Source organism: Herbidospora galbida (genome assembly GCF_005233835.1).
Lineage (GTDB): Bacteria > Actinomycetota > Actinomycetes > Streptosporangiales > Streptosporangiaceae > Herbidospora > Herbidospora galbida.
In genome coordinates this window covers 1-11,990 of record NZ_SZQA01000051.1, presented here as the reverse complement: position 1 = coordinate 11,990, position 11,990 = coordinate 1, and the positions used below count along the sequence as shown (strand labels likewise).

The window sequence follows — 11,990 nt, the reverse complement described above, 5'->3', positions numbered from 1 at the left end:
AGGAGAGACCTTGACCCGTTCGATTCGCCGGTTCTTGCACGTCGTGGGAGCCGCCGCCCTGACCCTCGTCGTCTCCGCCCCGCCGGTCCACGCGGACGTCAAGACCGACGTCGCCGAGACCGACAGGTGGCTGTTCAGCACCCCTCTCGACACCTTCGCCGCCGAGGCGGTGAACCGGCGCGCCTCCGCGAACGAGCCGCTCGACTGGAGCACCGACAACTGTTCGTTCATCGGCGACAGGGGGGTCTTCGACTTCCTCAAGGCCTGCTGGCGGCACGACTTCGGCTACCGCAACTACAAGAAGCAGAGCCGCTTCACCTCCGCCAACCGCAAGCTCATCGACGACCAGTTCAGAACCGACATGAACTCGATCTGCAACCGCCACCGCGGCCTGCAGTCGTACAAGGGCGTGGCCTGCCGGGCCGAGGCGCGGGTCTTCTACGAGGCCGTGCGCGCGGTCGGACGTGTCTACCCCGCCGCCGTCGTCTCCACTGGCGGGGTGGCGATCCGGCTCTACAGCAGCACCGAGGAGCCCTTCGCCGTGGGGCACATCTCGAACGGCTCACCGGGCGACTCGGTCTGGGTGGACCGTTCCTACGACTACGGCGCGAGCTGGAGCCAGCTCGGGGTGACCAGGATCCAGCGTTTCCTCGACAAGGCGATCACCGCGCCGATCTGGGCCCGCTTCACCACGGTGCGCGCCTGCGGCCAGGTGCGTGACGCCGGCATCGCGTGCACGAAGTGGGTGCGCCGCTGACGTACCCGGGGCAATGAAAAAGACCCGGAGCGAGATGCTCCGGGTCTTCTTCGTCTGATGGTCAGTGCAGCTCGCGCGGCTTGTCGCCCGCGCCGACCGCGGCGTGCTCGTCGTGGCCGTGACCGTGGCCGTCGGCGTGGCCGTCGCCGTCGAGCGGCACGTGGTCGGTGCCGTAGAACTTGCTGGCCTTGGCCCGGAGCTTGCCGATCGGACCGCGCACGCCCTTCGGCGGGATGCCGTCCTTGTCCTCGTCGCCGGGGACGATCGGGATCTGCTTCTTGCCGCGCAGGTGGTCGGCGATGTCCTCGGCCGGGGGCACGTGGACCTCGATGTACTCACCGTGCGGCAGTCGCTTGATCACGCCCGACTCCACGCCGTGGGACAGGATGTCCTGGTCGCGACGCTGGAGGCCGATGCAGATCCGGTAGGTGATCCAGTAGGCGATCGCCGGGCCGAGGAAGATGGCGAACCGGCCGATGATCGTCGTTTCGTAGAGACCGATGTGGAAGTGCGTCGAGATCTCGTCGTTGGCGCCCAGCAGCCACAGGATGCCGTAGAACGTCACCGCCGCCATGCCGATCGAGGTGCGGACCGGGGCGTTGCGGGGACGGTCGGCCAGGTGGTGCTCACGACGGTCGCCGGTGACCCACTGTTCGGCGAACGGGTAGAGCGCCAGGCCCGTCATGATGATGCCCATGGGGACCAGCGCCGGGATCAGCACGCTCAGGGGCAGCGTGTAACCCAGGAAGTTGATCTCCCAGGCGGGCATCAGACGCAGCGCGCCTTCCAGGAAGCCCATGTAGAAGTCGGGCTGTGAACCCGCCGAGATGTCGGCCGGTGTGTACGGTCCGAACAACCAGATCGGGTTGATCTGGGCGAACGTGCCGAGACCGGCGATGCACGCGAACGTGAACAGGAAGTAGGCGCCCGCCTTGGCCATGAAGGCCGGGTAGAACGGCGCGCCCACCACGTTGTGCTCGGTGCGGCCCGGGCCGGGCATCTGGGTGTGCTTCTGCACCCACATCAGCACCATGTGGGCCGAGATGAGGGCCAGCAGGATGCCGGGGATCAGCAGGATGTGCAGGGTGTAGAAGCGCGAGATGACGTCGACGCCCGGATATTCCCCGCCGAACAGGAAGAACGTGATGTACGTGCCCACGATCGGCAGCGAGATCGCCACGCCCTCGGTGATCCGCAGACCGGCGCCGGAGAGCAGGTCGTCGGGGAGGGAGTAGCCGGTGAGGCCCTCGGCCAGTGCCAGCGTCAGCAGCAGCACGCCGATGAGCCAGTTGAGCTCACGCGGCTTGCGGTAGGCGCCGGTGAAGAAGACGCGCAGCGCGTGGACCATCATGCCGGCCACGAACAGCAGGGCCGCCCAGTGGTGCATCTGCCGGATCAGCATACCGCCCCGGACCTCGAAGCTGATGTGGAGCGTCGAGGCGTAGGCCTCCGACATCATGACGCCCTTGAGGGGCTCGTACACGCCCTGGTATTCGACGTGACCCATGCTCGGCTTGAACCAGAACGTCAGGAACGTACCGGTCAGCAGCAGGATGATGAAGGAGTAGAGGGCGATCTCGCCCAGCAGGAACGACCAGTGGTCGGGGAAGACCTTGCGCAGGTTGCGCTTCAGGAAGCTGCCCGCGCCGAGTCGGTCGTCGAGGTAGGACGCGGTGCCCGCGATGGGCTTCGGAGTCTCGTTCACGACTGGTTCCCCCTGGCTTCCCGGGCGTCGGCCTCGGCGTCGCCGCGCTCCCAGAAGCTGGGACCGACGGGCACGTCGAAGTCTGCCTGGGCGATGAGGTAGCCCTGGCCGTCGACGCCGATCGGCAGCTGCGGCAGCGGCCGCGCGGCCGGCCCGAAGATGACCTTCGCGCCGTCGGTCGCGTCGAACGTCGACTGGTGGCAGGGGCACAGGATGTGGTGGGTCGTCTGCTCGTAGAGCGCCGCGGGACAGCCCACGTGGGTGCAGATCTTCGAGTAGGCGACGATGCCGTCGTAGGTCCAGTTCTTGATCGTGCCCGACTTGAGGTCTTCAGGACGGAACTTGATCAGGATCAGAGTGGCCTTGGCGAGGGCGTTGAGGTCGTGCTCGTAACCTTCGGGCACGACCGACAGGATCCCGCCCGGCGAGTCGAAGTCGGCCGCCAGGATCGGCTGGCCGGTGCCTTCGACGACCAGCTTCATGCCCTTCTTCCACACCGTGTGACGCAGTGAGGTGCCGGGCAGCGGGCCCAGGTCCTTCAGCAGCACCAGCGGGGCCAGGCCGAGAGGCGCCGCCGCCAGCAGGAGCGTGCGGCGCATCATCTTGTGCTTGACGAAGCCGCTCTCGGCGGCGCCCGCGCGGAACGTCTCGTCGACGTAGCCGCGGGTGTCGTCGTCGGAGCGCATCTCGTGGCGCTCCTGGACCAGGTTGTACTTCGGCATCATGCGCCGGACCCAGACGACCACGCCCGAGGCCAGCGCCAGCAGCGCCACCGTGAGGGTGCCGCCGAGCGCCGCGTTCGACACGGCCGTCTTGTCGAGGCTGCCGACCTGGAAGACGACGTACGAGGCGATGAAGGCGATGCCCGCCAGGAAGGCGACGAAGAACAGCAGCGTGACCGTGCGCTCGGCCTTGCGGGCGTCGGCGGGGTCGGGGAGCGTCACGCCGGGCGTCTCCACCTCGGTTTCGACCGGGCGGGTGCCGAGCACGGCGGTTCCCTGAGCCGGGGTGCCGATGACGCGACGCGGCACGCGCGCCTCGTCATCGGGGCCGGGAAGCTCGTTATCTGTCATTTTGATGTTCTCTTACGCTTCTTGGCGGTGATCCAAATGGCGGCGAGGGACATGAAGCTGATGCCGGCGACCCACACGACGAGGCCTTCGGTGACCGGGCCGATGCGGCCGAGCCCGAAACCACCCGGGTCGACCTGGCCGCGGACCTGGGTGATGTAGGCGATGATGTCGGCCTTGTTCTCCGGCTTGACGACGGAGTCGTTGAAGACCGGCATCGCCTGCGGACCCGTGGCCATCGCCTCGTAGATCTGCTCGGGCGTCGACTCGTTCAGGTCGGGGGCGTACTTTCCGTAGGTGAGCGCGCCGCCGGCGCCGACGAAGTTGTGACACTGGATGCAGTTGGCGCGGAACAGCTCACCGCCCTTGGCCGCGTCGCCCCCGGAGACCATCTCCTTGGTGGGGATCGTGGGACCGCCACCGAGGGTCTGCACATAGGCGGCCAGCTGCCTGACCGCCTCGGGAGTGACCCACTCGCCGAGCGGCTTGCGCGGAGCCTGCGCGCTCGGGTCGGCCGCGGGCATGCGGCCCGAGCTGACCTGGAAGTCGACGGCGGCGGCGCCCACGCCCACGAGGGTCGGGCCCATGGAGGTGCCCTCGGCGCTCAGGCCGTGGCAGCTCGCGCAGTGAGCCACGAACAGGCTCTTGCCCTCGGCCACGTCGTCGGCCTTGCCCGACGCGACCGCCGCGTCGGCGGTGCTGTCACTGGGCGCCGCGACGGCGTATCCGCCGCCCAGCAGGCCCAGCGCGAGCGCCACGACCGCGAGGCGCGCGAGGGGATGCCGCCGCCGTCGCGCGGTGATGGAGTTCACCGAAATCCCCGTTCCGATCATTTGATGATGTAGATGGTCGCGAAAAGGCCGATCCAGACGACGTCGACGAAGTGCCAGTAGTAGGACACGACGATCGCGCTGGTGGCCTGCTCATGCGTGAAGCGCTTCGCGGCGTACGTGCGTCCCAGGAGGAACAGGAACGCGATCAGACCACCCGTCACGTGAAGGCCGTGGAAGCCCGTGGTCAGGTAGAACACCGAGCCGTAGGCGTCGGAGGAGAGGGTCGTGCCCTCCTTGACCAGTTCGGCGTACTCGATCAGCTGCCCGGCGACGAAGACCGCGCCCATGAGGAAACTGACGAAATACCAGAACCGGAGCTTCTTGACCTGGCCCTTCTCCGCGGCCCACACGCCGAACTGGCATGTCACCGAGGACAGCACCAGGATGATCGTGTTGACCGTCGCGAACGGGACGTTCAGATGGGCGCCGGGCCAGCTTGCCGGGTCCTGGCCCACGCTCACCGAGCGGATGGTGAAGTACATCGCGAACAGCGCCGCGAAGAACATGAGCTCAGAGGACAGCCAGATGATCGTCCCTACGCTGACCAGGTTGGGCCGGCGCGACGAGTGGGCTGTCGTCGTCGTAGTAATTGCGGATGCTGTCGCCACGCACGTCATTATTGCGGCTCGTGGGGCCGGGTCGCCGCACGGCCCCCCAATAGGGGGTGCGAGCCGGGATGTCGACGGCCACTCCGGGCCGATAGCATCCCTGGTGGACCCTACCCGGTGACTGGAGTGCGCAACATGAAGGTTCTCGTCTACAGCGACGACGCGGCCACCCGTGAGAAGGTGCGGCTGGCCCTCGGCCGCCGTCCCGCGGCCGACCTGCCGCTGGTGGAGATCGTCGAGTGCGCGACCCAGGCAGCCGTGGTCCGCAAGCTCGACTCGGGGGAGATCGACATCGCGATCCTCGACTCCGAGGCCGCGCCGGCCGGGGGCATGGGCATCGCCAAGCAGGCCAAGGACGAGGTGCACGACTGCCCGCCCATCTGCCTGATCATCGCCCGGCGCGACGACCGCTGGCTGGCCAACTGGTCGCGCGCCGACGCCGTGATCTCCCAGCCGCTCGACCCGATGGTCGTCGCCGAGACGATCGCCGGGCTGATGCGCGGGCGGCTGCCCGCCGTCTCCTGACATCCACAATCCGTAAGGACCGCCATGGACGCCCGTACCACCTGGCCCTCGCTGCTCAACGCGCTGCTCGCCGGTGAGCACCTGACCGCCGACGAGACCTCGTGGGCGATGGGCGAGATCATGTCGGGCGCGGCCACCCCGTCCCAGATCGCGGCGTTCGTCGTCGCGCTGCGGGCCAAGGGGGAGACCGTCGCCGAGGTGTCCGGCCTGGCCCGGCACATGTTGTCCATCGCCACCCCGCTCGCGATCGAGGGCCCGGCGGTCGACGTCGTCGGCACCGGCGGCGACCGGGCCCACACGGTGAACGTCTCGACGATGGCCGCCGTCGTGGTGGCCGCGGCGGGCGCCCGGGTCGTCAAGCACGGCAACCGGGCCGCCTCCTCCAAGTGCGGCGCCGCCGACGTGCTCGAGCACCTCGGCGTCGTGATCGACCTGTCGCCCGCGGCGACCGCCCGGGTGGCCGAGGAGGCCGGCATCGCGTTCTGCTTCGCGCCGGTCTACCACCCGTCCATGCGGTACGCCGGGCCGACCCGCAAGGAGATCGGCGTCCCGACGGTCTTCAACTTCCTCGGCCCGCTGACCAACCCGGCCCGCCCGTCGGCCCAGGCCATCGGCGTGTTCGACGAGCGGATGCTGCCGGTCGTGGCGGGCGTGTTCGCCGAGCGCGGGGTCTCGGCCCTGGTCTTCCGGGGCGACGACGGCCTCGACGAGCTGTCCACGGCCGCTCCTTCGGTCGTGTACGTCGTCCGCGACGGCCAGGCCGTCAAGACGACCTTCGACCCGGCCGACATCGGCATCGCCCGCTCCCAGCCCGGCGACCTGAAGGGCGGCGACGTGGTGTTCAACGCGGGCGCGGTCCAGGACCTGGTCCGGGGCAAGACCGGCCCGATCCGCGACGCGGTGCTGCTCAACGCCGCCGCCGCGCTGGTCGCCCACGAGGGCCCGACCACCGACGACCTGCCCGGACGCATCGCCGCCGCCTACGCCACGGTCGGCCAGGTGGTCGACTCGGGCGCCGCCGCGACGCTGCTCGACCGCTGGATCGAGGTCTCCCAGGGGCTGCGCGGGTAAGCCTCTGGGCTGATCCGCGTTCACCTCCTGGGAGGACGCCCACGGGCCGGGCGGCGGCTTATCTTTCCGGCATGACGCGCCTCATCGCCCGCCTGGCCCAAGTGACGGCCCGCGTGACCCGACGCCGGTCACCGGACCCCGCCGACGCCGTGACCAGGGAACGGCTCAGGATCGCCGAGGAGCTCCACGACGTGGTGGCCCATGACCTGAGCGTGCTCACCCTGGGGGTGGGGGCCGGCCGGGTCATCATGGATCGCGACCCCGAGCGGGCCCGGCAGACGCTGCGCGACGCCGAGGAGGCCGGCCGCCAGGCCCTGACCGATCTGCAGCGCGTGGCGGGCCTGCTGCGGTCGGGGAGCGCGACGACCACCGGCCCCCAGCCCACCCTGGCCGCCCTGCCCGCCCTGTTCGACCGGTTCCGGTCGGCCGGGCTGGCGGTCGGCTTCGATGAGGAGGGCCGGCGGCGCCCCGGCCCCGTGCTGGAGCTGTCGGCCTACCGCATCGTGGAGGAGGCGCTGGTCAACGCCCTGGAGCACGGCGCGGCCCGGAAGGCCTGGGTGACCCTGCGCTGGCAGAGCGGCCTGATCGAGGTGGGCGTCCGCGACGACGGCGGTCCCCGCGAACGCCTGCTGGGCATCTGGGAACGCGCCGCCCTGTTCGGCGGCTCGGTGACGGCCGGACCGGTGGGGGGCGGGTTCGAGGTCCGCGTGAGACTCCTGACGGGCGGCCGGACCCGGGCTCTGAGCGGGGAGCGCACGGGCTAGCGCCCGGCGCCCTTGCAGGCGACGTGGAGCGTGGCCCGATCCGACGACATGGAGACCGCGGGGGCCTGGTCGGGCGGCACGGTGAGCGCAGGGACCAGGCCGGGCGGCTTGGCGACCGTGGAGCCGATCAGATGACGGCCTGCGGGCCGCATCCGGCTGTGCGGGCCCGCGGCAGGTGGCAAACGGTCGTCCGGACGGTCAGGCGAGCTCCAGGCCCCCGTCCACGGTGAGGATCTGGCCGGTCAGCCAGGTCGCCGACGGGTCGGCCAGTCGCAGGATCCAGGTCGCCACCTCGTCGGGGTCGCCGCGGCGGCCGAGCGGAATGCGGGCGGCCTCGTCGGACTTGATCCGCTCCACGGTCGCCGCGGGCAGGCCCGCGGCGGTGAGGGCCTCGCTCTCAGTGGGGCCGGGCGCGACGGCGTTCACGCGGACCCCGTCGGCGGCCAGTTCCAGGGCCCAGCTCCGGGTGAGCTGCTCCACGGCGGCTTTGGACGCGGCGTAGTGGGCGCCACCGGGCAGGGGCCGGTGGCCGTAGGTGCTGGAGACGTTGACGACGCATCCCTGCGAGGCGCGCAGGTGCGGCAGGGCGTGCCGGGCGAGCAGGCTCGGCGCGGTGACGTTGAGGACGAACAGCTCGGCGATCCCGTCGGCGGTCGTCTCGGCCAAGGGCATGATCCTGGTGGCCCCGGCGTTGTTCACCAGCACGTCGATCCGCCCCCAGCGGGCCACGGCCGCCGCGACGACCTCCTCGGGCGCCGCCGGGTCGCGCAGGTCGGCGACGTGGGCACTGATCGCCTCGTCGCGGCCCGCCGTCTCGGCGAGGGCCTCGCGGCGGCGTCCGACGCCCAGGACGAGCGCGCCCGCTTCGGCGAACAGCCGGGCGGCGGCGCGGCCGATGCCCGATCCCGCGCCGGTGACGACGACGGTGCGGCCGGTGAAGTCCATGATCCCTCCGTGGTTCGACGTCGGGGGGACGATGGAAATCTAGTCGGCGTCGGGCAGGCCGATGGAGAAGGCGGCCTCCAGGTCGTGGCGGCTGTAGGTGCGGAAGGCGATGTGGGTGTCGGTCGCCAGCACGCCTTCGATCTTGTTGAGCCGCCCCGGCACGACCTCGGCGATCTCCTCGTAGCGCGCGACCCGGACCATGGCCATCAGGTCGAACTCGCCGGTGATCGAGTAGACCTCGCTGACGCCGGCCAGCCCGGCGATCGCCTGGGCGACCTCGGGGATCCGGCTGACGTCGGCCTTGATGTGCACGATCGCGGTGACCAAAGCGTGCTCCTTTCCGAGGGTCCCAACCTATCGCAGCGGTCTGCCCTCCCTCGCTGAGCGGGAACCTCCCTGGTCGTACGCCCGGTCGATGCGCTGCTTGAGCCGGGCGGCCCCCTGGGCGGGCAGGCTCCAGCCGCCCTCGACCCGCACCAGCCGGACCCCCGGCGACTCGAGCCAGCGCAGGATCGTCTCGGTCTCCTCGGCGCTGGCGGCGGGGGTCGGGCCGGGCCCGGGGTGGACGGTCTCGGCGGTCGCGACCAGGGCCTCGACGTAGGGGACCGGGTGGGCGCCGCGCGGCATCACCCCGGCGGCGGTCAGCCGGCCGTGGCGGATCACGTGGATGTCCCAGGCGCCGTCTTTGCCGGGGCCGGCGGCCACCATCTGGGTGATGGCGGTCAGGCCGGCGAGCCGCTGCATGCGGGCGGCGGCGCGGACGTAGGCGGCCAGCCGGTCGCGGTCGACGGCGGCCTCCTCGTAGCGCTGCTCGGCCGACAGGCGGTCCATGCGGGCCTCGACGGCGGAGAAGACCGAGCTGCCGTCGAGCAGCATGGCGTGGCGGGCCGCCGCGACGTGGCGGGCGTAGTCGTCGTGGCTCTCACGGCCCTCGCAGGGGGCGCCGCACTTGCCGATCTCGGCCAGCGCGCACGCGCTGCGCCGGACCGTGAGCGACAGGCGTTCGGTGCACTGGCGCAGCGGGAGGGCCTCGTGGATGGCGGTGCGGGCGTCGTCGGCGGTGCGGCTGCTGCCGAACGGGCCCAGGTAGGTCGCGCCGTCGTCTTTCAGGTCGCGCACGATGCTCAGGCGGGGGAACGGCTCGTCGGTCAGCTTCAGCCAGACCACCCGCTCGGGGAAGCGGGACCGCCGGTTGTAGCGGGGCTTGGTCTCGCCGATCATGCGTAACTCGCGGATCTCGGCCTCCAGCGGGGTCGCGCACACGATGTGGCGGACCCGCTCGGCGATGCCGATCATCTCGCGGACCCTCGGCCGGGTCTCGCTGGCGGTGAAGTAGCTGCGCACGCGGGTGCGCAGGTTGGAGCTCTTGCCGACGTAGAGCGCCTCGCCGCGGGCGTCTTCGAAGACGTACACCCCCGGCTTGTCGGGCACGCCGTCGGCCAGGTGGCGCTTGCCGCGCTGTTCGGGGGTGGGCATCCGGACGAAGCCCTTGAGCTCCTCCAGGGAGTGGACGCCCAGGTTGCCGACCCGGCCGATGAGGCCGTGGAGCACGTCGACCGTGGCGCGGGCGTCGGCCAGGGCCCGGTGGCAGGGTTCGGTGGCGCTGCGGAAGTGGCGGGCCAGCGTGGACAGCTTGCAATTGGGGGTCTCGTCGCGGGTGAGCACCCGCCGGGCCAGGTCGGCGGTGTCGACGACCGCGTTGACCGGCGGCGGGTAGCCCTGCCGGGCGCACTCGGCCTTGAGGAACCCCATGTCGAAGGGGGCGTTGTGGGCCACCAGGGCGGCGCCCTTGACGAACTCGAGGAAGCTCGGCAGCACCTCGGTCATCTTCGGCGCCGCCACCACCATGGCGTCGGTGATGCCGGTCAGGACGGAGACGAACGGCGGGATCGGGCCGCCCGGGTCGACGAGCGTGGCGAACTCGCCCAGCACCTCGCCGCCGCGCACCTTGACCGCGCCGATCTCGGTGATGGCGCACTCGGCGGGGGAGGTGCCGGTCGTCTCGAGGTCGAACACGACGAACGTGACGTCGACGAGGGGGGTTCCGAGGTCGTCCAGCGTGCCCTGTTCCACGCTGACGACCATAGAGACCCCGACCGACAGTTCAGCGCGTCAGTGCCATTCGCGCCGCAGCATCGCGTAGACGATCTCGTCGGTCCACTCGCCCTTGACCATCTCGTTCTCCACCAGGTGGGCCTCCTTGCGCATGCCGAGCCGCTCCATCACCTTGGTGGAGGCCGTGTTGCGGCCGTCGCAGCGGGCCGTGACGCGGTGCAGGCCCAGGCCCTCGAACCCCAGGCGGAGCATCTCCCTGGTCGCCTCGGTGGCGTAGCCCTTGCCGTGGTGGTCGGGGTGGAAGACGTACCCGACCTCGCCCTGGAGGTGTTCGCGGCTGCGCCAGAACAGCAGGGCCTCGCCGATCAGGGCGCCGGTCTCGCGGAGGGTGACCGCCAGGCACAGCGCCTGCCCCTCGTCGGTGAGCTCGGCGGTGGCCGCCTTGTCGGTCAGCACGGTGCGCACCTGTACGAGATCACGCGGCTCCCAGTAGAGGAACCGGGCGACGTCGGGGCGCGAGTAGATGGAGTGGAGCTCGGTCAGGTCGTCGGGGGTGAACAGCCGCAGGATCAGGCGGGAGGTCTCGATCGGCAGCACGGGTCGGAGCATCCGCGCAGACTAAACCTGGACAAATGACTCAGGCGAGTTCTTTTTCCTTGTGTGCGGCCAGCAGTGTGGCCTCGGCCGTCAGGGCGGCCAGCAGGGTGCGGTGGCGGTAGAGCTCGGCGTCGAAGCGCATCGCCGCCGGGCCCGTCCACCGGGGGAAGGCGCGCAGCGCCCAGACGGGGTCGAGCACCTCTTCCATCTCGGCCGCGAGCCGGCGCAGATGGTCACTTGCAATCGTCACGTCCGTCATTGTGACATCACGTGAGCAGATCTTGACGTAACGTGAGCGATTTATGAGACAAGTGGTTCGTGTCCTACTTGCTCCCCGTTCACGTCGCTGAACGTGATGTAGTGGACTCGCAGAGCCGTACCCTTGAATGAACGACCAGGACAGGAAGAGAGCAGCAGGGATGAGTTCAGCCGGAGAGGGCCTGTCTCGTCCCCTGCCCGAGCAGGTGCGAACACACGTCGTCGAACTGGCGGCTCAGGTGTTGGGGACGATGCCCGCCGCGGGCGTGCCCGCGCCGCTGCGCGCCGTCGCCAAGTTCGAGCCGCGCAAGCGGGCCCGTCTGGGGTCGGCGCCGATAGCGGCCCAGCTCGAGAACGACAAGAAGTTCCGGGAACTGGTCGCCGAGGCGCTCACCCAGGCCTGGCCAGAGCTGGTCGCCTCGCTCGCCGAGGAGACGATCCCGCCCGCCGCCGAGCCCGTGCTGGTCGCGGCGGCAGCCTATCTGACCCGGCCGCCCGGGTGGGCCGGGATGGTCGAACTGGCGCGCGAAGACCTCGACCAGGCCGCCGCCCTCGACACCCAGCGTGAGCAGGCCGAGGGGCGGCTCAAGGAGCAGCTCGCCCAGCAGCGCACGGCCGCCAAGGAAGAGGTCGACCGGGTCCGCGAGCAGCTCAAGGCCGCCCGCGCCGAGAACACCGACCTGCGCCGCAAGCTCCACGACGCCCGCGAGCGGGCCAAGGCCGCCGAGCAGCGGGCCGGCGAGCTCGAGGCGGCCACCGCCGACGCCCGCGCCCGGGTCGCCGGGGCCGGGGCCGCCGCCGA

At 70.7% G+C, this 11,990-nt stretch carries 14 protein-coding genes and 1 pseudogene; 5 read left to right on the top strand and 10 right to left on the bottom strand.

Features of this window, described 5'->3' with window-relative positions; all coding sequences use genetic code 11:
- Positions 1 to 10 precede the first annotated feature (10 nt).
- Positions 11 to 757, top strand: a complete 747-nt coding sequence (locus FDA94_RS34620; protein WP_212735643.1) for a phospholipase — start codon at positions 11 to 13, stop codon at positions 755 to 757.
- A 61-nt stretch (positions 758 to 818) separates the two neighbouring features.
- Here FDA94_RS34620 and qcrB read toward each other — a convergent pair whose 3' ends face one another.
- From qcrB to ctaE, 4 genes are read right to left on the bottom strand one after another with little or no spacing between them, the layout of a single operon-like run.
- The gene (gene qcrB, locus FDA94_RS34615) at positions 819 to 2,462 is read right to left on the bottom strand and encodes a cytochrome bc1 complex cytochrome b subunit (protein ID WP_137251276.1); all 1,644 of its coding nucleotides are present in this window, start codon (positions 2,460 to 2,462) and stop codon (positions 819 to 821) included.
- Positions 2,459 to 3,535, bottom strand: coding sequence for a cytochrome bc1 complex Rieske iron-sulfur subunit (qcrA, locus tag FDA94_RS34610; RefSeq protein WP_137251275.1), 1,077 nt, complete (start codon positions 3,533 to 3,535; stop codon positions 2,459 to 2,461). Before qcrA ends, qcrB begins: the two co-directional genes overlap by 4 nt.
- On the bottom strand, positions 3,532 to 4,344 hold the full coding sequence (gene qcrC / locus FDA94_RS34605) for a cytochrome bc1 complex diheme cytochrome c subunit (RefSeq protein ID WP_137251274.1): 813 nt from the start codon (positions 4,342 to 4,344) through the stop codon (positions 3,532 to 3,534). Before qcrC ends, qcrA begins: the two co-directional genes overlap by 4 nt.
- 17 nt (positions 4,345 to 4,361) lie before the next feature.
- Positions 4,362 to 4,982 carry an aa3-type cytochrome oxidase subunit III gene (gene ctaE, locus FDA94_RS34600; protein ID WP_137251273.1) on the bottom strand — a complete coding sequence of 207 codons (621 nt, stop codon included), beginning with the start codon at positions 4,980 to 4,982 and terminating at the stop codon, positions 4,362 to 4,364.
- Positions 4,983 to 5,108: 126 nt separating this feature from the next.
- Between ctaE and FDA94_RS34595 the strand changes: the two genes are divergently transcribed.
- The 3 genes from FDA94_RS34595 (at position 5,109) to FDA94_RS34585 (ending at position 7,333) form a co-directional block, all read left to right on the top strand.
- Complete coding sequence (locus FDA94_RS34595; RefSeq protein ID WP_030450462.1) at positions 5,109 to 5,498, top strand: response regulator transcription factor; 390 nt, start codon at positions 5,109 to 5,111, stop codon at positions 5,496 to 5,498.
- Between the two features lie 24 nt (positions 5,499 to 5,522).
- Positions 5,523 to 6,569 carry an anthranilate phosphoribosyltransferase gene (gene trpD, locus FDA94_RS34590; RefSeq protein WP_137251272.1) on the top strand — a complete coding sequence of 349 codons (1,047 nt, stop codon included), beginning with the start codon at positions 5,523 to 5,525 and terminating at the stop codon, positions 6,567 to 6,569.
- A 71-nt stretch (positions 6,570 to 6,640) separates the two neighbouring features.
- Positions 6,641 to 7,333: a sensor histidine kinase gene (locus FDA94_RS34585; protein ID WP_137251271.1), complete on the top strand. Its 693-nt coding sequence runs from the start codon at positions 6,641 to 6,643 to the stop codon at positions 7,331 to 7,333.
- On the opposite strand, the gene FDA94_RS39610 is transcribed toward FDA94_RS34585, so the two are convergent.
- Genes FDA94_RS39610 through FDA94_RS34560 form a run of 6 tightly spaced genes read right to left on the bottom strand, consistent with a single transcriptional unit; the run spans position 7,330 to position 11,180 of the window.
- Positions 7,330 to 7,485, bottom strand: coding sequence for a hypothetical protein (locus FDA94_RS39610; protein WP_170991251.1), 156 nt, complete (start codon positions 7,483 to 7,485; stop codon positions 7,330 to 7,332). The two genes, FDA94_RS34585 and FDA94_RS39610, sit on opposite strands and share 4 nt — an antisense overlap.
- A 46-nt stretch (positions 7,486 to 7,531) precedes the next feature.
- Positions 7,532 to 8,278, bottom strand: a complete 747-nt coding sequence (locus FDA94_RS34580; protein WP_137251270.1) for an SDR family NAD(P)-dependent oxidoreductase — start codon at positions 8,276 to 8,278, stop codon at positions 7,532 to 7,534.
- A gap of 39 nt (positions 8,279 to 8,317) precedes the next feature.
- Positions 8,318 to 8,605, bottom strand: a complete 288-nt coding sequence (locus FDA94_RS34575; protein WP_030450459.1) for an Lrp/AsnC family transcriptional regulator — start codon at positions 8,603 to 8,605, stop codon at positions 8,318 to 8,320.
- 27 nt (positions 8,606 to 8,632) lie between these two features.
- Positions 8,633 to 10,363, bottom strand: coding sequence for a DEDD exonuclease domain-containing protein (locus tag FDA94_RS34570; protein WP_137251269.1), 1,731 nt, complete (start codon positions 10,361 to 10,363; stop codon positions 8,633 to 8,635).
- 27 nt (positions 10,364 to 10,390) lie between these two features.
- Positions 10,391 to 10,942 carry a GNAT family N-acetyltransferase gene (locus tag FDA94_RS34565; protein ID WP_137251268.1) on the bottom strand — a complete coding sequence of 184 codons (552 nt, stop codon included), beginning with the start codon at positions 10,940 to 10,942 and terminating at the stop codon, positions 10,391 to 10,393.
- A gap of 28 nt (positions 10,943 to 10,970) precedes the next feature.
- The gene (locus tag FDA94_RS34560) at positions 10,971 to 11,180 is read right to left on the bottom strand and encodes a hypothetical protein (RefSeq protein WP_137251267.1); all 210 of its coding nucleotides are present in this window, start codon (positions 11,178 to 11,180) and stop codon (positions 10,971 to 10,973) included.
- 169 nt (positions 11,181 to 11,349) lie between these two features.
- On the opposite strand from FDA94_RS34560, the pseudogene FDA94_RS34555 reads away from it, so the two are divergent.
- A pseudogene (locus FDA94_RS34555) lies at positions 11,350 to 11,990 on the top strand (NYN domain-containing protein); the annotation flags it as partial.